Raw genomic sequence first — 23,461 nt, forward strand, 5'->3', positions numbered from 1 at the left:
TAAGGAAATCTCTGCACGCGATCATCAAATCGTGGGATGCACTTATTGGGGCTTAAGCCGTATCACCGAAAATTCTAGCTCCGCCTACGCGAATGGCAGCACCCAGATATTTGACATATTCGATAAACAGCACTCTGAGCGTATCGCTCTCTGCCACCCAGCTATGCGAACGCTTTTCGCCATTGACCACAGGATAAGGCACAAATTCAACGTCCTGCATCCGATAGGACATTTCCAGAATGCTACGCGGGATGTGGTAATTATTGGTGACGACAATCACACGATGATAGTTGTTGGCGCGTATCCAGCGTTCGCTTTCAGTCGCATTACCCACAGTGTTAAGCGCAGATCGGTCAAGATCGACACAGCAATCAAACAGACTTTGCTCTGAATGGGTCGCACGCTGCAGCGATTTTTCCGTGGTTGACGGATGAACGCCGCTAATCAACAAACGTTTTCCCTGCTTGCCCTTTAAAAGATCGAGAGCGGCCTGAATGCGGGACTGTCCACCAGTCAGAACAACAATAGCGTCAGCCGGTTCATCCAGAACAGGCGACTGCATGCTGGTGACTTTTTCACTGAAGGCAACAAAGCCAATCAGGAAAGCGACAATGGCCAGAAAGAGAACGATGGAAATAGGCTGAAGTCGTCGAAATACACGCATTAGGACAGACCATAAGAATTTACCGACTGTAGACGCAAGCGTGGACGTCGCACCAATTGTACGACTGCGGCGCCATACCACAGCACCCGTATCCGCCCCCATCTCTCTATCTGCTGCTGCATCAACGCTTCCCGAATGCCCAACCGATACCGTTTGCTGAACCTTGCGTTCACCTTTCTTGCTATCATAGCCATCATTGCGGCGATAACTCGGAAAGTTGCCGGAAATTCGTGACTTCCGGCCGGTATTGGTAAAAAAAGCGGTCATTCGGCCCGTACTCCCGGACCATCCATCGTCGCAAGCTGTCGAACGACCGTCAGGCGGCTCGTCAACATCGTCAGCACACTCACTAGAATGATGATTGCCGCAGCGCCAATGTAACCATCGCGACCAATGGCAAAATTACCGAACATTGCGGCAGCCTGATCACCGGCAGGCGTCGCCATATGCCGAGATGCCCACCACGAAAAGACGAAGAAAACCAGCATAGCGGCCCCTCCGCCAAACAGCGCACCTTTAAGGGCTGTGCGGAAAAAGTGCCATTCGAACTCGCGCGCAACGAATTTTGATTCTGCACCGATGAAGTGCAGAACTTCAATGATATGGCCATTGCCGGACATGGCCCCGCGCGTTGCGAAGATAACCGTCAGAACAGTCGCGGCAATGACGAGCGACAAGACACCCGTTCCGATCAGCACGGTTGTATTGGCCATTGAAACAAGCCGGTCGACCCATGTGCGGTGATCGTCGAAACTAGCGCTCGGGATAGAGCGGGTAATTTCCGCCCGCATTGTTTCAAAATCCGGCGGCGAATTCTCATCAATCGTCACAACAACCAGACGTGGAACGGGCAATTCATCGATATTGAGGCCTGTACCAAGCCAGGGCTCAAGCAAACGCGCGGTGGCATCCTTGTCGATGATACTGGTATCTTTCACGCCCGCAAAGCCGCGCGCGATCCCGCTCGCGTCCTGAAGCGCCTTTTCCATGTCCAGCCCATCGGCAGGTCGGATCTGAATGGTTGCTTCGCGTGCAATCTGACTTTGCCATTGAGCAGCAGAAGCGCGCACCAGCGTAACGCCACCCAGGGTAAGGCAGGCGAGAAATGTCATGATCGCAATCACGATCACAAGCGCTGTGCCCGTCACACTGCCGTCCGGCACAATCGGGCTTGGCCCCTGACGTTTCCTGCGCTTGCCGATGCGAACCATCAGCATATCTTTGAGGTCTTCAAAGCGGATGCGCAGATCGTCTAGGACCTTCCGAAAAGCTCTCTGCCAGTCTTTGTCAGCTTCAATCATAGATATCGAGCCGCCCATGTTCGAGGATCATGCGACGCGCATTCACCTGATCCATCAGCGATAGATCGTGCGTCGCGATGATGACTGCAGTGCCGGAACGATTAAGCTCGGTAAACAGCCGCAACAGGCGCTTGGCGAGCGGTGGATCGACGTTACCGGTCGGCTCATCCGCCAGCAGCAATTCTGGCTGATCGATCAGCGCACGCGCAATTGCAGCACGTTGCTTTTCACCACCGGAAAGCACGGGCGGCAGCACGTTCATGCGGTCACCGAGGCCGACCCAATGCAGAAGTTCTTCTACTTCATGACGGTATGTCGCCTCTTCCTTGCCGCGTACGCGCAGCGGAAGAGCAACATTTTCATAGGTTGTCATGTGATCGAGCAGACGGAAATCCTGAAATACAATCCCGATGCGCCGACGCAGAAGCGGCACTTCCTTATGATCGAGCCGCGCGACATCCTTGCCAAAAATATTGATCAGTCCGCGCGTTGGTTTCAGCGCCATAAACAACAGGCGCAACAAAGAGGTTTTCCCGGCACCGGACGGTCCGGTCAGAAATTGAAATGAACGTGGCGGAATATGGAAGCTGACATCCTTCAGGATCTCTGGCCCCATTCCATATCGCAGGCCTACATTCTCGAAACGTATCACCGGTGTGCTTCTCTAAATTGCCCGCAGTCCCACATGGAGCGCGGATGAAATCGATATCAAAATGACCTTTAACCTCCATGGTTAATGTGAGGTTAATACAGTCAGAATCAGCTATAAAAATTGCGCGAGCATTGTGTTTTTATAACGCAGAACATTCAGGCAATTATTGGAACAGACGCAATAACGGTCTTGCTGACCTGACATTCGCCGGATCAGTCACAAAAAAACATCAAAAACGGATAAGAAAGAAAAGGCTACTCCCAGCAACCCAGATTGCGGCCCTTAAGATTATGCGCATCGATATCGGTTACGAGGCGCGCATCTTCACGCAGAAGAACCATTGTTGTGCGCTGCTTGAGATCAATTCTCTGCCAACCAGCACATTCTGTCGGCATCGGCGGCTTGCTATCGATACGTACCGTCTCGCTCCATGCAGTCGCGGTACAGCCGGAAAGAAGAGCGATCATGGTCATAGCCGATACAGCGCGCAAGACCGATCCGCCAGTTCGTGCCTCCAATTGAATATTCAAGGCTGGCAACTCCCTATAATGCCCCACGCGATACCCGTTTGCCGAGATAGTTTCCATCATAACCATCTGCATGAACAAGCTTCTTATAGCGCGGGCACAACCACTCCCGCAATATACAAGACAAAAACAAGAATGATTTAAATTAAGGCGGAAAAGCGGCTAATTCATGGGTTTTCCTGGTCTTTTTGAGCTTTTAGAACTATTTAAAAGAACATTCTAATACAAATAGGGATCGATTAAAAATTTACTGATATTCATTCAATAGCATCCAGAAATTATAAAAATATCCTCCAATTAAACATGATTGATGTAAGAAAAAGTCGGCTATATATTTGGTCATCTGATTCGCAATGGCACTTATCACTACACCAACACTGGGGACTTCCATGTTGAACAAACTGTCTGCGGAATTTTTCGGAACATTCTGGCTTGTTTTCGGCGGTTGCGGCAGCGCGATCTTCGCAGCCGCTTATCCTGAATTGGGCATCGGCTTTGCGGGCGTTGCACTCGCCTTCGGTCTGACCGTCCTTACAATGGCCTATGCTGTTGGCGGCATTTCCGGCGGTCATTTCAATCCAGCCGTATCGCTCGGTCTTCTGGTTGCGGGACGCTTCCCGGCTAAAGACCTCATCCCTTACTGGATTGCACAGGTATTGGGCGGCATTGCTGCAGCAGCAATTCTGTACCTCATCGCAACCGGTAAAAGCGGCTTTACAGCAGCTGGTTTCGCATCCAACGGCTATGGTGAACTCTCACCAGGTGGATATAGCCTGACATCGGCACTGCTCGTTGAAATCGTGCTGACGGCCTTCTTCTTGATCGTCATTTTGGGTTCGACATCATCCTCGGCACCAGCTGGCCTTGCACCAATCGCAATTGGTCTGGCACTGACGCTGATCCACCTGATCTCGATCCCGGTAACAAATACCTCGGTCAATCCTGCACGTTCGGCAGCGGCAGCCTTGTTTGCAGAAACCAGCGCGCTCGGCCAGCTCTGGCTGTTCTGGGTCGCTCCGCTGGTGGGCGCCGCAATTGGCGCAATCATCTGGAAAGGCCTTCTTGGCAAGGATTGATCAACAGTCCTGAAAAATATTTAACGGAAGGCCGGTTTCGACCGGCCTTTTTGCTATCCGCCGACTGTCTCCTACTTTGACTTTACAGAGACACGCTCCCGCTTTGTTGCATAACCGTTAGATTCTCCAAGAAATGTGATACTTGCCGACTAAAAATTGCTGTAAGAAGGAACTCCCTTTTACAGATGTCTTGAGCAATGTCCCCCAGCACCGATGCTTCCCATGCGGATCGTTACGCCGCATTCCGCCATGCTTCCTTTAAAAAATATTGGGCCGCGCGTTTTCTGAGCGCTTTTGCCGTTCAGATCGTCAGCGTAGCGGTTGGCTGGCAGATTTATGACCAGACCCGTGACGCATTCAATCTTGGCATGGTTGGCCTTGTCCAGTTTCTCCCGGCACTTGTGCTGGTTCTGTTTACGGGTGCCGCTGCTGACCGTTTTGGCCGACGGCTTGTCATGGGGTTGTCACTGGTATTGGAAGCAGGCGTCACAGCCTTCCTTTTGCTCCTCACCTTGTTTGGCGACTTCGAGCCTATTGTCGTCTTTGGGGCATTGTTGGTCTTCGGCATCGCGCGCGCTTTCCTCGGACCGTCTTCCGCTTCTCTGGTGGTCAACCTCGTTCCGACGGAAGACTTCGCCAATGCCGTTTCGTGGAACTCATCGGCCTGGCAGGTAGCAACCATCGTCGGCCCTGTTGCTGGCGGCCTGCTCTACGGCATCTCGCATATCGCTGCTTATGGCGTAGCAACTGTGTTTCTGGTTGCAGGTTCTGTCCTGATTTTCTCAATTCCAAAGCCAAAGCAGCACACAATGACTGAAGAGCGCTCGCTCTCAACCATGCTTGCAGGCTTCCGCTATATCTGGAAGGAAAAGATCGTTCTGGGTGCAATCTCGCTCGATCTTTTTGCCGTTCTGCTGGGCGGTACGGTTGCGCTTCTGCCCATCTATGCACGCGATATTCTCGATCTTGGTCCATGGGGTCTGGGCCTTCTGCGCTCGGCACCAGGTATCGGCGCTGTTCTCACAGCAATCTGGCTCGCGGGCCATCCAATCCGCGATCATGCAGGCCGCGTAATGTTCGTGTGTGTGGCACTGTTCGGCTTCTTCAACATCATCTTTGGTGTTTCAACGCTGACGTGGCTATCGATTATCGCTCTCGCTCTGGCCGGCGCTGCCGACATGATCAGCGTCTATATTCGCGAAACATTGATGCAGCTCTGGACGCCCGACCATGTTCGTGGCCGTGTGAACGCTGTCAACATGGTCTTCGTCGGCGCTTCAAACGAGCTTGGAGAGTTCCGCGCAGGCCTTATGGCGGCAGCTATCGGTGCTGTGCCTGCGGTGGTCATTGGCGGGATAGGTTCAATTGCGGTTGCAGCAGCCTGGGCTGCCATGTTCCCGCAATTGCGCAAGGCACGCAATTTGCAGGGACGCACTTAAAACTTTTACCGCCGCGTCAGGCTTCTGGCGCGGTGGTATTTCCGGCATGGACACGCGCTTCAATCTGATCGCGGTCTTCAGCCTTGATGCCTATAAGCTCGGCCACACGCCACATCACATCGACCTCAACTTCGCTGGCGATGCCATCGGCATAAACGATGTCCCACATCAAGGCGATGAAATCGAGACGTGCGTGATAATCCAGATGGCGCTTGAGAACAGTGGTGAAATCCGACAGGCTGATTGATTCCTGATCGGCTTCTTCAGCAGCGCGGATAAGCTGTTTTAGCGCATCACCCTTCAGGGCATATTTCTGCGAAAGCATGGTGGAAAGCTTGGCACGTTCTACTTCGCGCGCGTCCCCATCTGCATCCATAATGTGAAACATCAGGGCAGCAGCAGCCAGTCTTGGATCATCGTCGGCAAATTTTTCGCCCCGTTCGCGTAAACCGTTACCCGGCAACTCTTTCAGAAAATCCAGCAAACGCTCGAACATTCACCCTCGCCACAGAAACACTTTCGGCAAATGCCGTTCTTTAGAAGAATTGAAAGTAACGAGATGACCGCACGGCACAAGACGACAAACCGCCTTGGCCGCGTTTCAACAGCTCAAGACGGTTCCTGCGTGGTCTTTAGGCAACAATTATGGGGTCAGAAAAGGTGCAAACCGCTGTTTTGGCTCTTCTGCGAGGCCTTGCGTTCATCAACACCGGGATCGTCAACGATCATATGACCAGGACGTTTCTCGTTGTCACCTTCGACGTCTGCTTCTGCCACATCCAGAACAGCAGGCTTCTCTACCTGTTTGATTTCAGGCTTAACCGGCTCTGGCTTTACCTTGACAGGCTCCGCCTCTGGCACAACAACCTCCGCCTCAACAACATCGTGAAACTTCGGCTTAAGTTCATGTTTCTCGACCGGAACGATTGCCTTGTTTTCTGGAATGCGATCAGGAACGGCTTCAGCCACTTCCGGCTTTTCAACCTCAATCACAGGCGAAAGCTGCTCAACCGGCACTTTCCACTCAAAGCTGTTGAGACGACCTGTGACCGGAGATACCGGCGACCATTGCTCGGACACATAACCATCTGCTGTCCATGCCGGATCGCGCGGAGCTTTGACGGCCTGTGCAAGCCATTGCCTGACCTTGCCCTGATCACCGGTTTCAGCCTCTTCGATATCCGCAAGTAATAGATAAGCGCTTTCACGCGGCGAGCCTCGCAACACCTGCTCAGCATTATCACGCGCCAGACGATAATCACCCGCTTCATAAGCAGCACGCGCTACGGCCAGGCTGCCTTCCGCATTGTTGGACCTGAGCGTGACCAGATGCTTTGCCCGTTTCAGGCGGTCCTGCACAGTATCGCCAGCCCGACCATATACATAGGTCGAAGCAATATCCGGGTGCGGCGAACGCTTCCATGCAGCTTCAAGGATTTTGGAGCCTTTGCGGACTTCACCATCAGCAAACAATGCACGGGCCGCAACAACAGCTGCAGGCACCAGATCAGGCGCGAGCTTGTTGGCTTCAAGCGCAATCGCCTTTGCATGTGCATGATCGACATCGACTGTCGCCATGGCTTTGGCAGTCAGAAGCGCTGCGCGCTCCTTCTTCACCACATCCTTGCTGTGCGCGAGCGCCTGTTTGCGCGCTTCAACGAGCTTCAGGGCGCCATCCCAGTCGCCTTCCGAGCAGAGCTGACCCATGACGGCAGACGACGCCCATTCAAGCTGCGGCGCTTCCTTGGCTGCTTCCACGGCATAATGGCGGGCAGCTTCACGTGCACCAACGCGTTGTGCTTCTATATAAAGACCGCGCAAGCCAAGAAGCTTGGTTTCCGGATCTTCGATCATCGCCTCAAAGCCCTTGCGGGCGTCGTCTGAGCGACCTTCAAGCATTGCTGTCTGCGCTTCAAGAAGCTTGATGAGCGGCTCCTGATCGGAGTTAAGCAGCTTGCCTGCCTGCTTCGTCATACGGCGAGCAGCTTCTGCATCACCAGCGCCAGCCGCAATCAAGCCTGTCGACAGTGACTGATAACCCCGGTCGCGTTTGCGTGCACGGAAATGACGGCGAAGTGTGTAGGGCGACTGGATAATGCTCTTGATCAGCCACCAGATAATCAGGATCGCCGCAACAATTGCCACAACACCAGCAGCAGCCGTAATCAGCGGCACGTTGTAGTGATTACCGCCAAAGGTAACATCAAGCTCGCCCGGACGATCAGCGAGCCACGAGAAGCCAAATCCCAGAGCAACGACGATAGCGAAGTAAAAAATTACACGCAGCATGGACGCCTCCTTAATTTGGCGCCGTAGCGTCTGTTGCAGTCTTAGGCTTGAGGCTTTCGGTCACGAGACGCTGGATGAGCGCATCGGCATCGCGCCGCGCCTTCATCTGTCCTGAAAACTCTTCCGAAACAGCCTTGGCATCGGCTGGTAACTGTTCCCATTCGGAAACCGCGCGTTCAAGATCGCCAGCATGAAGGGCTGCTTCCATGCGCGCCGTGGTCGGGCCAACACCTGTTCCACTGACATTGCCAGCAACAGGACGCACGCTGACAAGCCCCTTGGCACTCGCGACGAGCTGATCCCAAACGCCTGCATCTGCTGGAAGCTTATTTTCCGTGGCAATGATCTTGTTCGCCACAGGCCCAAACCATGCATTGAGATCGGCAATGGTCGGTACGCCCTTGTCGGCAAAGGTCTTCAGCCCTTCAATTGACGTATCCTGTGGTGCAACCGATGCATAAGTGTCGAGTTCAGCCTTGAACGAACCACCGCGATCAATCGCTGTCTTCAACGCATTGGCGGCGATCAGTGCGGATGCATCAGGCTGGCGCGCGCTTTCGCTCACCTTGTCCTGAAGCGAAACCAGCTTCTGTTCAAGGTTCGAAATCGTGCCGCTATTGCCGGAAACTCCGGCTGCGGCCTGATCAGCCTGATTCTTTGCATCACTCAACTGCTGCTCAAGCGATGCTAAACGCTCGGTCAAAGCCGACAAATCCGCAGGAGCAGCATCGCCCTCGCCTGGCTTTGGGAGTGCTGCAATCTGCTGCTGAACTTCGGTCAGCGTGCCAGCGACGGCCTCCGCCTTGATTTCAGCCGCTTCGACATTTTTCTGCAAATCGGCAAACTGCGCCTTGCTCGCATCATCAAGTGGCGCAGGGGCGGGATTGCTGCGCAGGTCGGCAATCTGCTGTTCGATATGTGCAAGCTGTTCTGCAGTCACACGCGATCCCGGTGACGGCACCACATTGCCCCATTGCAAAGCAAGCAGACCTCCCAGCGCGATTACACCACCTGCAACACCCGCCAGAAGAATAGCGCCGGTTGAACCAGATTTCTTTTCAATTACCGGCGGCACAGATGCGGTGGAACGAGGCATTTCCCTTGTTGTTTCGGGCTTAACACCCGCAGTAAAGGGCGGCTTTTCCACTTTTGGCTCAGTTTTTGGAGCTTCTGGTTTTGGAGCGGCTTTCTGAGCGAAATCCCCGGCAGGTTCGGCCTTCGGTGTCGATTGAGGTGCAGCACCTTCATCTACACGTTTTACATCAGACGGATCGAGATTGATCGTCACGGGCGCGCGGGCCGGTTTGGAATGTCGCGGAGTGCCGGATTTCGCCATGGGTCCTCTCGTATTCGCTTATCAGGTGGTTCGAAGCTTACCAGATAAAATCATCAGATGAAGGAAGGTTGCCAGGAAAAGAGTCAAAGTTTGGAAAACAAACGAAAAATGCCACTCTCATCCGGATGATCAGCTACAAGCGCTCTCGCCCACCATTCCTCTGGCAACTCACGACAAACACGCTCGGAAATGCAGAAAAACCGGGTTCCGGCATCAAATTGCGCGCGAAACTTCTGTATCGCCTCAACAAAAGCCTGCGCTGCGACTGCGGAATAGAGCAGCACCGCGACAAAAGGCCCTTGGTCGAGAATGGCTTTGATTTCATTGGCTGAATAGTTGATCGCCTCGACGTCGTAGACGTCATGGACTTCCATGTTAAGCCCGGCCTCTGACACCTTGTCCTCAAATATCGACTGGCGCACGCGACCGGCTAGATAAAGGAGCCTCGCGTTTTCCGGCAGATGTTTGGCAATTGTTGCAGCCAGACGCACTGCATCACCGCCGCCTTCAATCACAGTCTGAAAGCCTGCTTCTTGTGCAGCCCTTGCTGTGCCTTCGCCAACAGCAAAAAGCGGCAATGCCTTCAACGATTCAAGATTTTCGCTGGGTACATGTCGAAATGCATTGGCGCTGGTGACAGCCAAAGCGTCAAATGCTTGATCGCCGATTTGGAATGGAACCGTGACAGTGCGGCTTACAGGCAAGGAAATGGGCGAAAAGCCGAGAGCAACAAGCTTTGCCGCCGTCATTGATGCTGACGGTTCCGGCCTTGTAATCAGGACAGGGCCACCGATTGGTGCATTCCGCTCCTCCGCCAATGCTACTCCCAGCCCTCAAAGAAATCAGCACCCGCCTCTGCCCGCACGCGCTTGGCCGCATCAGCACCAAGTTCGGCTGCATCGAGAGCCGAGCCTTCCGCGGTTACTTCATGCGCATCACGGCCATCCGGCGTCAGGATCATGCCACGGAACGAAACCTTGTCACCTGCAACAATTGCGAGCCCGGCAATCGGTGTGCGGCATGAGCCATCAAGCGTTGCCAGAAATGCGCGTTCACAGGCAAGAGCTACATGCGTTTCGCGATGAGCCAATGGCTTGAGCAGTGCATCGATTTTTTCATCGCCAATGCGGCTTTCAATGCCGATTGCACCCTGTCCCGGCGCTGGCAAAAAGACCGCCGGATCAAGCAGATCAGTGATCACGTCAGCGAGATCAAGACGCTTCAAACCGGCACAGGCGAGGAATGTGCCATCCACTTCGCCTTCTTCGAGTTTACGCAGACGTGTCTGGACATTGCCACGGAACATCACCACCTGAAGGTCTGGACGCAGACGCTTGATCATTGCCTGACGGCGCAACGAGGATGAACCGACGACCGCACCCTGCGGCAGATCGAGAAAACGCTTCGAGGTCCGGCCAACAAATGCATCGCGCGGATCTTCGCGCTCAAGAAACGTAGAAAGATGAAGACCTTCCGGCAGAACAGTCGGCATATCCTTGGTGGAATGCACAGCCAGATCGATGCGGCCATCTTTGAGAGCTGCTTCAATATCTTCGGTAAAAAGCCCCTTGCCGCCGACCTGCGACAGCGGGCGATCCTGAATACGGTCACCGGCAGTGGACATCGGCACGATTTCGATGGCGTCTTCGGTGAAACCATGTGCTTCAATCAGACGGGAGCGCGTTTCATAGGCTTGCGCGAGAGCAAGCTTGCTGCCTCGAGTACCGATCTTCAAGCTGCCAATCTTCAAGGATGCTGTTTGCATATCGCGCCGTCCATGATACCGGGTTTCCGGAAAATATTGCATAAAGTTAAGAGACAGGCAGGGTCTAACCGCAAATGCGCATTCTTGGAATAGAGACCAGTTGCGACGAAACAGCCGCCGCCATCGTTGAACGCGACGATAGCGGCAAAGGGCATATTTTGTCCAATGTGGTGCTCAGCCAGATCGCCGAACACGAACCTTATGGTGGTGTAGTGCCTGAAATCGCCGCACGCGCCCATGTTGAAGCGCTTGACCGGCTGGTGGAACGCGCCCTCAAAGACGCCAATGTGAAGCTCGAAGATGTGGACGCGATTGCTGCGACCGCCGGTCCCGGCCTTATCGGCGGATTGATTGTCGGCCTGATGACCGCCAAGGCGATAGCCATGGCTGCAAACAAGCCGTTTTATGCGGTCAATCATCTGGAAGGCCATGCGCTAACCGCACGACTGACTGACAACCTAGCATTTCCCTATCTGCTGCTGCTGGTATCCGGCGGTCACACGCAGATGGTTCTTGTACGCGGCCTTGGCGATTATGAACGCCTTGGCACGACAATCGACGACGCGCTTGGCGAAGCTTTCGACAAGACTGCAAAGCTGCTCGGTTTGCCATATCCGGGGGGGCCAGCTGTTGAACGCACGGCATTGCAGGGCGATCCGAAGCGTTTCCCGCTGCCACGGCCACTCAAGGGCGAAGCCCGGCTCGACTTCTCATTCTCCGGTCTCAAGACCGCTGTGCGGCAGACCGCAACAGAGCTTGCGCCACTTTCCGATCAGGACGTTGCGGACATTTGCGCATCTTTTCAGGATGCGGTTGCCGACACTTTGTCGGATCGCGTGAAACGGTCGCTTGAGCGTTTTAAAGATGAGTTCCCAAACTGCGCAACGCCGTCGCTGATCGTTGCCGGCGGTGTTGCTGCCAACAAGACATTGCGCGCATCGCTTGAAGCACTGTGTGCAAAGCATGGTTTCAGCTTCATCGCACCACCGCTCAATCTCTGCACCGACAATGCGGCAATGATCGCCTGGGCGGGTGCTGAGCGGGCTGCAACCAAGGGCCCTGATTCGCTCAATCTTGCTCCGCGCTCACGCTGGCCGCTTGATGAGAAATCAGCACCCATGTTCGGCACCGGACGTCGCGGAGCAAAGGCATGAGTGAGCGGACTAAAATTGCCGTGCTTGGCGGCGGCGCATGGGGAACGGCTCTGGCAGCCATGAGCGCCATCGGCCAGCACGAAACATGGCTTTATGCTCGCGATGCTGAAACTGTTGCCCATGTGAACGACCAGCGTCGCAACCCTGCTTACCTTGGCGAAATTGAACTTCCTGAAGGCATTCGTGCCAGCACGGATGCCAAGGCTGTACTCGAAAATGCTGATGCAGTTCTCGTTGTTGTTCCCGCGCAGGCAATGCGCAAAGGTCTTCTGAAACTAAGCGCACTTATTCCGCAGTCTGCGCCCGTCATTCTCTGTGCCAAGGGCATTGAGCGCGAAACAGGAAGGCTGATGTCAGAAGTGGTGGCCGAGGTTCTGCCCCACCATACGATCGGCGCATTGTCCGGCCCAAGCTTCGCAACCGACGTGGCACGCGGCCTGCCAACAGCGGTGACGATTGCCTGCGAAGATGCAGCCATTGCCGATCAGCTTGCAGCAACGCTCTCCGGCCCCGCATTCCGCTGCTATTCGACCACCGATCTCAAAGGGGTTGAAATCGGCGGCGCATTGAAAAACGTGCTGGCTCTTGCAGCAGGTGCTGCCATCGGACGCGGCTATGGTGCCAGCGCACAAGCAGCCCTTGTCACACGCGGCTTTGCCGAACTGCGCCGCGTAGCGCAGGCCATGGGCGCAAAGCCGGAAACCATCATGGGCCTGTCCGGTCTTGGCGATCTGATGCTGACCTGCTCATCATCGCAATCACGTAACTATTCCTATGGGCTGGCAATCGGTCGTGGCGAAGACCTCACCAACCGCCCGCTGGCCGAAGGTGTGGCAACCGCCCCCATCGCAGCTGAACTTTGCAGACACCATGAAGTGCCTGCACCGATTATCACGGCCGTTGCAGCGCTTCTTGCAGGACATATCACGATTGATGAAGCCGTAACGGCGCTTCTTAACCGACCACTTAAGACCGAGGATTAGAGCATGATCCCGAAAAGTGGGAACCGGTTTTCGGATAAGATCATGGGTAAACAAAAAGGTTAGAAAACATGCTTTTTGCTCTTCTGTGCAACGACAAGCCCGATCATCTGCAAGTGCGCCTTGATACGCGCCCAGCTCATCTCGACTACCTTAAGGGTCTTGGTGATGTGCTGAAATTTGCAGGCCCTTTCCTTGGTGAAGATGGCAAGCCAAATGGTAGCCTCGTCGTGCTTGAAGCAGCCGACAAGGCAGAGGCCGAAAAGATCGGTGCCAATGACCCCTACGCACTGGCTGGTCTTTTTGCTGATGTGACTGTGCGCCCATGGAACTGGGCCATCAACAATCCAGCAAACGCATAAGGACTGGTCATGGCTTACTGGCTGTTCAAGTCCGAACCCTTCAAATGGTCATGGGAAATGCAGAAAGCCCGTGGCGAAAAAGGCGAGCAATGGGACGGCGTGCGCAACTATCTGGCACGCAACAACATGCGCGCCATGAAGCTCGGCGACAAAGGCTTTTTCTACCATTCCAACGAAGGTCTGGAAGTGGTGGGCATTGTTGAGATTTGCGCCCTTTCGCATCCTGACAGCACGACAGACGATCCGCGCTGGGATTGCGTCGACATCAAGGCTGTGCGCGATGTGCCAAAGCCGGTTACGCTAAAAGATGTGAAGGCCAATCCGAAGCTTGAAAAGATGGCGCTCGTCACGTCTATGCGTCTTTCGGTACAGCCGGTAACGGAAGATGAATGGATCGAAGTCTGCCGCATGGGCGGGTTAGACGCCAAGGATATTTGATGCTTGATCCGGCACAAAAGGGCACGCGTGATTTCATATTCGCCAATACTGGCCTGCAAACGCCGCCGCATGTGCCGGAAATCAGCCTTCATCTGGCCGATGAAGCCCACGACCTCTGGCATAAAACCGAGGAAGAACTGGCAACCATCGGCCTGCCGCCGCCGTTCTGGGCCTTTGCCTGGGCGGGTGGCCAGGGCGTTGCTCGTTATATTCTCGATCATCCAAAGGCAGTCTCAGGCAAAACTGTACTCGACTTCGCATCAGGTTCGGGTCTTGTCGCCATTGCAGCAATGAAGTCGGGAGCAGCAGGCGTTCTGGCGTCAGACATCGACCCCTTTGCGCTGCCTGCGATCGAAATCAACGCGGCTGCAAACAACGTTGCCATCACCCCGACACTCACCGATCTGATCGATCAGGATCATGGATGGGAAGTCGTGCTTGCGGGCGACGTGTTCTATGAAAAGCCGCTCGCAGATCGTCTGATACCGTGGTTTGCAAAGCTTGCCGCTCGCGGTGCCCGCATCATCGTTGGTGATCCGGGCCGTTCCTATCTGCCCAAAGACCGGCTTGAGCAGCTTGCCGTTTACACAGTTCCCGTCACGCGTGCGCTTGAGGATGCAGAAGTCAAGCGCACGACTGTCTGGACGTTTTTATAACGCTTGTCGTTATTCCAAAACCGGTCCCCAATTTTGGGCGACAAGCTTGTTTAAGCAAACCTTTTCGCACCAGCCACGCACAGCACTACTACGCCAGCGGTCAGCACCATGCCCATGCTCACCGGTTCACCAGCAATGGATGCAGCCAGTATCAGGCCGAAGAATGGCTGCAACAATTGCAGCTGCCCGACAGCCGCTGCACCGCCCTGTGCCAGTCCGCGATACCAGAAGAAAAAGCCGATCAGCATCGAAAACAGCGTGACATAAGCAAGCCCTCCCCAGGCCATGACGCCGATATTGCCCCAGGTTTCAGGCCGCGTCATGAAGCTGAGCGGCAACATGACCGGCAGCGAAAAGACCAGCGCCCAGCAGATCACCTGCCAGCCGCCCAGCCTGCGCGACAGGCTGGCACCTTCAGCATATCCAAGACCGCAGACAATGATAGCGCCCAGCATCAGCACATCGCCAAGCAACGTTGACTGACTGCCCTGTCCATAGGCGTAGGACGCCACAATCAAACCGCCGACAACTGAGAAAAGCCAGAACAGTGGGCGCGGGTTTTCGCCACCACGCAACACGGCAAACAAAGCCGTCGACAGTGGCAGCAGACCGATAAAGACAATCGCATGTGCTGACGTCATATGCTGCAGCGCAATGCCGGTCAGTAATGGAAAGCCAACCACCACGCCGAGCGCCACGACAATCAGTGAAATAACGTCATTGCGACGCGGAAATGGTTCACGGAAGGCGAGCAGCAGCGTAAGGCCCAGCAGCCCCGCAATCGACGCTCGCGCCATAGTCAGGAAGGTCGGGTCGATGTCGATCACCGCCAGACGTGTTGCGGGTAACGACCCGCTAAAAATCAGAACCCCCAGAAATCCGTTAATCCAACCCGCAGTCTTGTTCATTCTCTGTTTTTGGCCTTTTTCCAATTTGCATGTGTTTCGGCATTCCCATCAGCAACGTGAAGCGGATTTGGCATGGAATGCGAGAAACAAAGGGATAGAGCGGCTCGGGTGATTCCAATCTGCCTGAAACCGCTTTAGTACAGTGCCGCGAATTCCGCCAAATAATCAGAGACAGTTCACGGACAATTCTGCTAAACTGTACTGATACAAAGGATGGTACAGATGATATCGACGGGCCTTTTGCGCAGTCTTGAAGCCGTGGAAGCTGCCTATCTTGGCAGTCGCAGCGAGGACAAGGCAGCGCCCGATAAGATGCCGCTCGTCGAAAAGGTCATGACCATCATTCGCGACCGTATCGCCGCCATGAGCCTTGCGCCCGGCGCTCGCCTGCCTTCAATCCGGCGTTTGGCCGAGACGATGAATGTTTCGAAATCAACGGTCGTCGAAGCCTATGACCGTCTGGTGGCAGAGGGGATTATCCAGTCGCGCCGCGGTGCCGGTTTCTACGTTTCAGAGCGGGCACGTCAGCCTTTTACGCTTGCCGCAGTGACACCGCATAAGGACCGGCAGATCGATCCTTTCTGGGTAATGCGCCAGTCGCTCGAAGCTGACAATAAGACCTATAAGCCCGGCTGTGGCTGGCTGCCCGATGAATGGTTGCCGCTTGAGGGTATCCGCCGCGCCATGCGCACAATCGCACGCGATGAAGACAGCAATCTCGTCGCATATGGAGAGCCGCTCGGCTTTCGTCCTCTGCGCAATCATCTGGCGCGCAAACTCACCGAACAGGGCATCAACCTTTCAGGCGGCGATATTCTGCTGACCGATTCAGGCACACATGCTATCGATCTCATCTGCCGCTTTCTGCTGCAGCCCGGCGATACAGTGCTGGTAGACGACCCGTGCTATTTCAACTTTCAGGCCTCGCTTCTTTCGCACCGCGTCAAACTCATCGGCATCCCCTACACGCATACTGGCCCCGATCTCGAAGCCTTCGCCAAGGCCGCTGAAGAACAAGCGCCAAAGCTGTATATTTCCAATGCTGGGCTGCACAATCCGACGGGCGGCATCATGACACCCGCCACAGCACACCGGTTGCTCAAGCTTGCCGAAATCCACGACATAAAGCTTGTAGAAGACAATATCTTTGGCGATTTTCACCCTTCGCCAGCACCGCTTCTTGCCGAGCTCGATGGCTTTGACCGGGTGCTCCATATTGGCAGTTTCTCGAAGACACTCTCGGCCGCAGCGCGTGTCGGCTATATCGCAGGTCGTCGTGACTGGATCGACGGGATTACAGATCTGAAACTTGCGACCTCATTCAGCAGCAACGTTTTGTCCGCCCAGATTGTACACGCCCTGCTCACCGATGGCACCTATCGCCGCCATATCGACAGCCTGCGCGCTAAACTCGCTGACGCCATGACCATGACGGCAAACCGGCTCAAAGCAATCGGGCTGGAACTCTGGACAGAACCGCAGGGCGGCATCTTTCTCTGGGCGCGCTTGCCTGAAGGCATGGATTCAGGCCAGATTGCCCGCTATGCGCTTGAAAAGGGTGTTGTGCTTGCGCCGGGCGATGTTTTCAGCCCATCGCATAGCGCAGCCCGTTATCTGCGTTTCAACGTTGCGCAATCGACAGAACCCTATATTTTTACTGTTCTCAGCGATGCGATGCGCGAAGGATTGGCATAAGCGCATCCCAAAAAGTCTGAAACGATTTTCGCGATGCGTGCGGAACAAATGTTTAGAGCGTGGGTCGGTTTCAATCGGATCGATGCGCTAAATCCATTAACCCGCTCGCATCGAAAACAACTTCAAGCAAAAGCAATGCAGTCAGTCTGCGCATGACGGATATACTCGCCCCCTGTCTTTGAGGAGAGACATCGGGAGGGATAAACGTGAATACACACCCAACCGGGATCGTGGCTAGTCCACGTCCCGAAGACGAAAAACTATCCATTACAGCCAATCTGGCTTATGGATTTCAGCATGTTCTGACCATGTATGGCGGCATTGTAGCCGTCCCACTTATCATCGGTCAGGCGGCAGGCCTCAGCCCGAGCGAAATCGGCCTGCTGATTACCGCCTCGCTTTTTGCAGGCGGCGTAGCAACTGTACTGCAAACAATCGGTATTCCTTTTTTCGGCTGCCAGCTTCCACTGGTGCAGGGCGTATCATTCGCCGGTGTGGCCACGATGGTTGCCATTGTAACATCAGCAGAAACCGGCGAGGCGGGCATTCAGGTCGTACTCGGAGCGGTGATGGCAGCAGCCCTTATAGGCTTTCTCATCACACCGATCTTTTCGCGCGTGACGCGTTTTTTTCCGCCCCTTGTGACCGGTATCGTAATTACCATCATCGGTCTCACTTTGATGCCTGTTGCAGCACGCTGGGCCATGGGTGGTAACAGCAATGCACCTGATTTTGGCAGCATGTCCAATATCGGTTTGGCCGGGCTGACGCTGGCGATCGTTCTGCTGTTGAGCAAGATTGGCAATGCCACCATCTCGCGTCTGTCCATCCTGCTTGCAATGGTGATCGGAACGGGGATCGCATGGCTTCTCGGCATGACGGACTTCTCGCGTGTTGCAGAAGGTCCGGTTATGGCACTGCCCGAAGTCTTCCATTTCGGCTGGCCGATTTTCAGTATTGCAGCAACACTTTCGATGTTCATCGTGATTGTCGTCACGCTGGTGGAAACCTCCGCCGATATTCTGGCGGTTGGTGAAATTCTGGAAACCAAGGTCAATTCCCGCCGTCTGGGCGATGGCTTACGTGCCGATATGGCATCGAGCATTCTCGCACCCGTCGTCGGCTCATTCACACAGAGCGCCTTTGCACAGAATGTGGGCCTTGTAGCGGTGACGGGTGTGAAAAGCCGTTATGTGGTTGCGACTGGCGGGCTTATTCTCATCACGCTCGGCCTGCTGCCGGTGATGGGGCGCGTGATTGCCTGCGTTCCGCCAGCCGTACTTGGCGGCGCTGGCATCGTTTTGTTTGGAACGGTTGCCGCAAGCGGTATCCGCACGCTGTCAAAGGTCGACTATCAGAACAATATCAATCTGATCATCGTGGCGACTTCCATCGGTTTCGGCATGATTCCGATTGCCGCACCAGAATTCTACCATCACTTCCCGGCATGGTTTGAGACCATCTTTCATTCAGGCATCAGCTCTGCTGCTTTGATGGCAATCGTGCTCAACCTCATGTTCAACGAGTTCAAAGCTGGTAACTCAAACCAGATGTCGGTGTTTGCTGAGGGTACGGAACGCATCATTCGCCACCATCAGATCGCAGAACTGCATGATGGCGATTATGTCCAGAACGGCAAACTCTACGATGCGGAGGGCAATGAAGTGAAAATCGTCCCGGCAGGTGCTCATTAAAAGCACCTCCAGCAAAAGTGTGAAGCGGTTTTGCGTAGGCAGTGCGTATCAAAAAAATTAGAGCGCATAGCGCTCTAATTACCGCAATACGCGGATCACGGTCCTATTCGTCAAATGAGGCAGGAGGCGCGCCATATCGGCGCGCTTCAATGCTATACAGCCCTCGGTCGGCGTATAAGCCGGACGGGCAAGATGGAAGAAGATCGCACTGCCGCAACCTCGTTTGCGCGGGCTGATATTCCAGTCCATGACGATACAGGCATCATAAACATCGTCATTGCGCCACATCTTCTCGTGACTTGGCTTAAACGGCAGATTGACCGGACGATTGTAATTGGCGTCTTTTGGCGCATCGCACCAGCCATCTAGCTTGCGCACCCGGCGGAGCGGCAAGGGCGATACCGGCCATTGTCCGCCATCGCCACGACGATAGCCATAGAGCAGCCGCATGGAAGAAAGCGGCGTGGCACCGTCGCCTTCGCGCTTGAAAGCGCTGATTCCCCCCTTGCCAAGCGCACATTCCAATACCAAATTGCCAGCAGCAAGCAGGCCGCGCGTTTTATGGCCGGGCTTTGCCCGTACATCGATAATGCCAATGCCGCGGCTTTTTTGATTTCTGGTCAAGCCCTGCCTCCGTTTTCCGCCTGCTGATAAAGTTTGGGTGATCGCCTGAAAATTTGCTCTCTTTTTTCACGGCTTCAACTTATCGCCATTAAATGTCATAAAACACGAACCACTATTTGAATCAAAGAGTAACGAGGACAGGCATGACAGGTCGTACAATACTGATTGTGGACGATGACGAAGATCTCCGCTCCATCCTCGTCGAACAGCTGGAGCTGTGCGAAGAATTCCAGATTCTTCAGGAAGACAACGCTACCAAGGGCATCCAGACGGCCCGAAATGGCATTGTCGATCTGCTGATTATGGATGTTGGCCTGCCGGACATGGACGGTCGCGAAGCGGTAAAGCTTCTGCGCAAGGGCGGCTTCAAGGCTCCGATCATCATGCTTACCGGTCACGACACCGAATCGGACACGATTCTCGGTCTCGAATCGGGTGCGAATGATTACGTCACCAAGCCGTTCAAGTTCGCGGTTCTGCTTGCCCGCATCCGCGCGCAGTTGCGCCAGCATGAGCAGAGCGAAGACGCGACATTCATCGTTGGTCCTTACACCTTCAAGCCAGGCCAGAAGCTGCTTCTCGATGAGAAGGGCAGCAAGATTCGCCTGACCGAAAAGGAAGCAGCCATCATCAAGTATCTCTATCGCGCCGGCGACAAGGTCATTGGCCGCGATGTGCTGCTTGAGGAAGTCTGGGGCTATAATTCCGGCGTCACGACACACACGCTGGAAACCCATGTCTACCGTCTGCGCCAGAAAATTGAGAAGGATCCGTCCAACGCATCGCTTCTGGTTACAGAAAGCGGGGGATACAAACTTGTCCCATGATGGACAGCGCCTGATGCGGGTGTAATGACAAGCTATGGCGCTCGATGACGATATTCGCATTCTCGGCTCAGTAGGCCTGTTCGAGTCTTTCACACCCGAACAGTTGCGTCTGCTCGCCTTTGGCGCAGAACGCCTTGTTCTGCGTGCCGGTCGTGAACTGTTCCGCGAGGGCCAGAGTGCCGATTGCGGCTATATCGTCGTATCTGGCAACATCACCTTGTTTCATGATGCAGACGAAGGGCGGATTGCGATCCGCCCCGTCGGCCCCGGCGCGATGCTGGGCGAAATGGCGCTGATTGCGCAGACCACCCGCCTGACAGGTGCCCTGGCCGAAGAAGAGACCGAAGTCATCCGCATCAGCCGTGCAATCTTCCGGCGCATTCTGGAAGAATATCCGGAAGCCGCAGCATCGCTGCATGCCCATATCAGCAAAAACCTGCTGCAGCTGATTGCCGACATCGAAAAAGTCGCGCCACAGCTTAATGGCAACGACTAAAACCTATAATTCAATGACCCGCTCGATACCGATGGCATCCAGAAACGCCTGATCGTGGCTGACCAGCAGCAGACCACCTTCATAGTCACTCAGGGCTGTTTCCAAAGCTTCGATTGAATCGATGTCGAGATGGTTGGTCGGCTCATCAAGGATCAGCAATTCAGGCTTCAGCGTTCCGCCAAGAATGCAGGCCAGTGCAGCGCGCAGCAGTTCGCCACCACTCAAGCTCCCTGCAAGACGCGAGGCGCCCTCGCCGCGAAATGAAAAACGCGCAAGTGCTGCATGGGCATCGTTATCGCTCGCCCCTTTATTCAGTCTGCGGAAGTTCTCGTAAAGCGTTGTACAGCGGTCCATCAAGCTCATCTGCTGATCGAACATGGCAACCGGCACAAATCGTCTGATCTCGCCTGAAGCCGGCTGCAAATCGCCAGCAATCAACCGTAGCAGCGAGGTTTTTCCAGCTCCGTTTGCGCCGCGAATGACGATACGCTCTGGCCCGACGATTCTGAGTGAGAAGTCGCGGATGACTGGGTTTTCTGGCACCGGCCCACCAAAAACATCGAACATTTCAAGCACCACACGTCCAGAAGGCGAAAGCGATGCATCAACGTGGAAACGCATTTTCTTGATACGTTCGACTTTTGCTTCTGCTTCCCGCAACTGGCTTTGTGCGCGTTCAGCATTGCGCTCAGCAAGTAGCTCTCCGCGACCACCGGTCTTCTGCGCCTTGTCGGCACGCGCATCGAGCAACAACTTGCTCATACCCGCATCTGCACGGGATTTGCGCCCGCGCGCATCACTTTTTGCTTGCCGTTCGGCAGCTTCCTGCGCCTTGAGCCTAACCTGCTTCACATCGCGCTGAGCCAGTTCGAGATCGCGCGCTGCCCCTTCCCGCTCCAGTTCTTTCCGCTCGTGGTAGAAATCCCAATTGCCGCCATAGAGCGCCAACGCGCCTTGCGAGAGCTCGGCTATCGCATCCATTGACCGCAACAATTCGCGATCATGGCTGACGACAACAGCAGCCCCCTGCCAATTCGCAAGCATATCGGCAACAGCCTGACGGCCATCGCGATCAAGATTATTGGTCGGTTCATCCAGCAAAATAAGATCGGGCTTCTGAAACAGCAGTGCTGCAAGCGCTGCTCGCGTCTGCTGCCCGCCACTCAACTCGGATAGCCGGGTTTGTGGCGAAAGCGAAAGCCCGAACGACAGCAAAGCTTCATCGAAACGCTGAGGCAACAGCCAATCCGCCTGTTCGAAATCAACGTCAGTGCCCGCACCCGCTTCGATCCGCTCAAGCATTTCAAAGGCATCACGCGCGTCGAACAAATCGGCGAGTGTCTGCTGAGCGTCACCACCGACATTCTGCGCAAGCATACCAATCCGGCTGCTGCGCGTGACGGTTCCACTGGATGGTAACAAATCACCGCTCATGATTTTCAAAAGCGTGGATTTGCCAATACCATTACGCCCGACAAGGCCGATGCGACCTTCGGTTACGCTGAAATTGATGCCTGAAAAGAGAGTACGGCCATCAGCCGTGACGCAGGAAATATCCTGAAGAGTGAGAAGAGAAGACATGAAGAGCCCCGGAAACGTTGAAAACACTGGTCATCTGAAACAGTGCTGTACGATCCATTGCTCTTTTCTCCTCTTCTGAACTTCGCTCTATATAGGCTTGAGTGTTCGATTAATCCAGATCGAATGTCGCAATCACTGGTACGTGATCGGATGGGCGATCCCAACCGCGTGCTTCACGCAGGATCTGTAGTCCCTGCATATGCGCTTCCAGATCAGCCGAACCCCAGATGTGATCGAGGCGGCGACCACGATCCGCTGCATCCCAATCCTTGGCGCGATAGCTCCACCATGTATAGATTTTCTGGACAGCCGGAATGACCTGACGCATCAGATCGCTCCACCCACCTTTCACGCGCAAGTCTTCAAGCGTGGTGGTTTCAATCGGCGTGTGGCTGACGATTTTCAACAATTGCTTATGCGACCAGACATCGTTCTCAAGCGGCGCGATGTTGAGATCGCCAACGAGGATGGATGAATTACCATCCTGCCTGTCAGCCACAATAGCCCGCATTTCCTCAAGGAAACCAAGCTTATGGGCGAATTTTGGATTAATTTCCGGGTCTGGCTCATCACCACCGGCAGGCACATAGAAATTATGGATACGGAGCTTTTTGCCACCCGCTGCGACGACTGCACTTAAGTGACGGCAATCCCCCATCTCGCAAAAGCCGATCTTCTCCACATCGCTCAGTGGACGTTTCGAGATGGTCGCAACGCCGTGATAGCCCTTTTGACCACTGATCGCGATATGCTCATAGCCAAGTGCGCGAAAGCCCTTGGAAGGGAACTGATCGTCGGGACATTTGGTTTCCTGAAGACAGAGAACATCCGGCTGATAGTCGCTTAAAAACTGCTCGACCAGCGGCATGCGCAGACGAACAGAATTGATGTTCCAGGTAGCAACAGAAAAGGTCATGGGAATAAGACTCGCGGTCACCAAAAGATGGCCGCGAACCTAACCATTTATCCGACAAATGCAAATGTAGGGCAGCAATAA

24 protein-coding genes are annotated in these 23,461 nt (G+C 54.6%); 11 read left to right on the top strand and 13 right to left on the bottom strand.

Annotated features, from left to right (window positions below; translation table 11 throughout):
* Nucleotides 1–52 precede the first annotated feature (52 nt).
* The 4 genes from CEV34_RS06070 to CEV34_RS06085 all read right to left on the bottom strand — a co-directional run bounded on the left by CEV34_RS06070 (nucleotide 53) and on the right by CEV34_RS06085 (nucleotide 3,147).
* Nucleotides 53–931, bottom strand: coding sequence for a YdcF family protein (locus CEV34_RS06070; protein WP_007872114.1), 879 nt, complete (start codon nucleotides 929–931; stop codon nucleotides 53–55).
* Nucleotides 928–1,965 (bottom strand): cell division protein FtsX, encoded by a 1,038-nt coding sequence (locus CEV34_RS06075; protein ID WP_007872117.1) that lies wholly within the window; start codon nucleotides 1,963–1,965, stop codon nucleotides 928–930. Before CEV34_RS06075 ends, CEV34_RS06070 begins: the two co-directional genes overlap by 4 nt.
* Nucleotides 1,958–2,581 (bottom strand): cell division ATP-binding protein FtsE, encoded by a 624-nt coding sequence (gene ftsE / locus CEV34_RS06080; protein ID WP_153223108.1) that lies wholly within the window; start codon nucleotides 2,579–2,581, stop codon nucleotides 1,958–1,960. The genes CEV34_RS06075 and ftsE overlap by 8 nt, the downstream gene beginning before the upstream one ends.
* A 290-nt stretch (nucleotides 2,582–2,871) precedes the next feature.
* Nucleotides 2,872–3,147: a hypothetical protein gene (locus tag CEV34_RS06085; RefSeq protein WP_007872122.1), complete on the bottom strand. Its 276-nt coding sequence runs from the start codon at nucleotides 3,145–3,147 to the stop codon at nucleotides 2,872–2,874.
* 386 nt (nucleotides 3,148–3,533) lie between these two features.
* Here CEV34_RS06085 and aqpZ point away from each other — a divergent pair, with 386 nt between their 5' ends.
* On the top strand, nucleotides 3,534–4,220 hold the full coding sequence (gene aqpZ / locus CEV34_RS06090) for an aquaporin Z (protein WP_094543469.1): 687 nt from the start codon (nucleotides 3,534–3,536) through the stop codon (nucleotides 4,218–4,220).
* A 197-nt stretch (nucleotides 4,221–4,417) separates the two neighbouring features.
* Complete coding sequence (locus tag CEV34_RS06095; RefSeq protein ID WP_007872125.1) at nucleotides 4,418–5,659, top strand: MFS transporter; 1,242 nt, start codon at nucleotides 4,418–4,420, stop codon at nucleotides 5,657–5,659.
* 16 nt (nucleotides 5,660–5,675) lie between these two features.
* On the opposite strand, the gene CEV34_RS06100 is transcribed toward CEV34_RS06095, so the two are convergent.
* The 5 genes from CEV34_RS06100 to hemC form a co-directional block, all read right to left on the bottom strand.
* Nucleotides 5,676–6,155, bottom strand: a complete 480-nt coding sequence (locus tag CEV34_RS06100; RefSeq protein ID WP_007872127.1) for a tellurite resistance TerB family protein — start codon at nucleotides 6,153–6,155, stop codon at nucleotides 5,676–5,678.
* A 155-nt stretch (nucleotides 6,156–6,310) separates the two neighbouring features.
* Nucleotides 6,311–7,948, bottom strand: a complete 1,638-nt coding sequence (locus CEV34_RS06105; RefSeq protein ID WP_094543471.1) for a heme biosynthesis protein HemY — start codon at nucleotides 7,946–7,948, stop codon at nucleotides 6,311–6,313.
* Nucleotides 7,949–7,958: 10 nt separating this feature from the next.
* Nucleotides 7,959–9,284, bottom strand: a complete 1,326-nt coding sequence (locus tag CEV34_RS06110; RefSeq protein WP_007872129.1) for a COG4223 family protein — start codon at nucleotides 9,282–9,284, stop codon at nucleotides 7,959–7,961.
* An 83-nt stretch (nucleotides 9,285–9,367) separates the two neighbouring features.
* A complete protein-coding gene (locus tag CEV34_RS06115) occupies nucleotides 9,368–10,102 on the bottom strand; it encodes a uroporphyrinogen-III synthase (RefSeq protein ID WP_007872130.1) in 735 nt (244 codons plus the stop codon).
* 2 nt (nucleotides 10,103–10,104) lie between these two features.
* On the bottom strand, nucleotides 10,105–11,049 hold the full coding sequence (hemC, locus tag CEV34_RS06120) for a hydroxymethylbilane synthase (protein ID WP_007872131.1): 945 nt from the start codon (nucleotides 11,047–11,049) through the stop codon (nucleotides 10,105–10,107).
* A 74-nt stretch (nucleotides 11,050–11,123) separates the two neighbouring features.
* Between hemC and tsaD the strand changes: the two genes are divergently transcribed.
* The 5 genes from tsaD (at nucleotide 11,124) to CEV34_RS06145 (ending at nucleotide 14,639) form a co-directional block, all read left to right on the top strand.
* Nucleotides 11,124–12,203 (top strand): tRNA (adenosine(37)-N6)-threonylcarbamoyltransferase complex transferase subunit TsaD, encoded by a 1,080-nt coding sequence (tsaD, locus tag CEV34_RS06125; RefSeq protein ID WP_007872133.1) that lies wholly within the window; start codon nucleotides 11,124–11,126, stop codon nucleotides 12,201–12,203.
* Nucleotides 12,200–13,186 (top strand): NAD(P)H-dependent glycerol-3-phosphate dehydrogenase, encoded by a 987-nt coding sequence (locus CEV34_RS06130; protein ID WP_007872135.1) that lies wholly within the window; start codon nucleotides 12,200–12,202, stop codon nucleotides 13,184–13,186. Before tsaD ends, CEV34_RS06130 begins: the two co-directional genes overlap by 4 nt.
* 68 nt (nucleotides 13,187–13,254) lie before the next feature.
* Nucleotides 13,255–13,545, top strand: coding sequence for a YciI-like protein (locus tag CEV34_RS06135; protein WP_007872137.1), 291 nt, complete (start codon nucleotides 13,255–13,257; stop codon nucleotides 13,543–13,545).
* A gap of 9 nt (nucleotides 13,546–13,554) precedes the next feature.
* Nucleotides 13,555–13,983: an EVE domain-containing protein gene (locus tag CEV34_RS06140; protein WP_007872139.1), complete on the top strand. Its 429-nt coding sequence runs from the start codon at nucleotides 13,555–13,557 to the stop codon at nucleotides 13,981–13,983.
* Nucleotides 13,983–14,639, top strand: a complete 657-nt coding sequence (locus CEV34_RS06145; protein WP_007872141.1) for a class I SAM-dependent methyltransferase — start codon at nucleotides 13,983–13,985, stop codon at nucleotides 14,637–14,639. Before CEV34_RS06140 ends, CEV34_RS06145 begins: the two co-directional genes overlap by 1 nt.
* A 50-nt stretch (nucleotides 14,640–14,689) precedes the next feature.
* On the opposite strand, the gene CEV34_RS06150 is transcribed toward CEV34_RS06145, so the two are convergent.
* The gene (locus tag CEV34_RS06150; protein WP_007872148.1) at nucleotides 14,690–15,547 is read right to left on the bottom strand and encodes a DMT family transporter; all 858 of its coding nucleotides are present in this window, start codon (nucleotides 15,545–15,547) and stop codon (nucleotides 14,690–14,692) included.
* Between the two features lie 222 nt (nucleotides 15,548–15,769).
* Between CEV34_RS06150 and CEV34_RS06155 the strand changes: the two genes are divergently transcribed.
* Nucleotides 15,770–17,242 carry an aminotransferase-like domain-containing protein gene (locus CEV34_RS06155; protein WP_007872150.1) on the top strand — a complete coding sequence of 491 codons (1,473 nt, stop codon included), beginning with the start codon at nucleotides 15,770–15,772 and terminating at the stop codon, nucleotides 17,240–17,242.
* Between the two features lie 206 nt (nucleotides 17,243–17,448).
* A complete protein-coding gene (locus CEV34_RS06160) occupies nucleotides 17,449–18,936 on the top strand; it encodes a nucleobase:cation symporter-2 family protein (RefSeq protein WP_007872151.1) in 1,488 nt (495 codons plus the stop codon).
* A 78-nt stretch (nucleotides 18,937–19,014) separates the two neighbouring features.
* On the opposite strand, the gene CEV34_RS06165 is transcribed toward CEV34_RS06160, so the two are convergent.
* On the bottom strand, nucleotides 19,015–19,560 hold the full coding sequence (locus CEV34_RS06165; protein WP_007872153.1) for a L,D-transpeptidase family protein: 546 nt from the start codon (nucleotides 19,558–19,560) through the stop codon (nucleotides 19,015–19,017).
* A 143-nt stretch (nucleotides 19,561–19,703) separates the two neighbouring features.
* On the opposite strand from CEV34_RS06165, the gene CEV34_RS06170 reads away from it, so the two are divergent.
* Nucleotides 19,704–20,387 (top strand): response regulator transcription factor, encoded by a 684-nt coding sequence (locus CEV34_RS06170; RefSeq protein ID WP_007872155.1) that lies wholly within the window; start codon nucleotides 19,704–19,706, stop codon nucleotides 20,385–20,387.
* Between the two features lie 34 nt (nucleotides 20,388–20,421).
* On the top strand, nucleotides 20,422–20,883 hold the full coding sequence (locus CEV34_RS06175; protein WP_007872156.1) for a cyclic nucleotide-binding domain-containing protein: 462 nt from the start codon (nucleotides 20,422–20,424) through the stop codon (nucleotides 20,881–20,883).
* A gap of 3 nt (nucleotides 20,884–20,886) precedes the next feature.
* On the opposite strand, the gene CEV34_RS06180 is transcribed toward CEV34_RS06175, so the two are convergent.
* Nucleotides 20,887–22,464, bottom strand: coding sequence for an ABC-F family ATP-binding cassette domain-containing protein (locus CEV34_RS06180; protein WP_007872158.1), 1,578 nt, complete (start codon nucleotides 22,462–22,464; stop codon nucleotides 20,887–20,889).
* A gap of 109 nt (nucleotides 22,465–22,573) precedes the next feature.
* Nucleotides 22,574–23,380 (bottom strand): exodeoxyribonuclease III, encoded by an 807-nt coding sequence (locus CEV34_RS06185; protein WP_007872160.1) that lies wholly within the window; start codon nucleotides 23,378–23,380, stop codon nucleotides 22,574–22,576.
* Nucleotides 23,381–23,461 lie beyond the last annotated feature (81 nt).

The sequence above is a fragment of the Brucella pseudogrignonensis genome, from assembly GCF_002252525.1.
Classification (GTDB): domain Bacteria; phylum Pseudomonadota; class Alphaproteobacteria; order Rhizobiales; family Rhizobiaceae; genus Brucella; species Brucella pseudogrignonensis.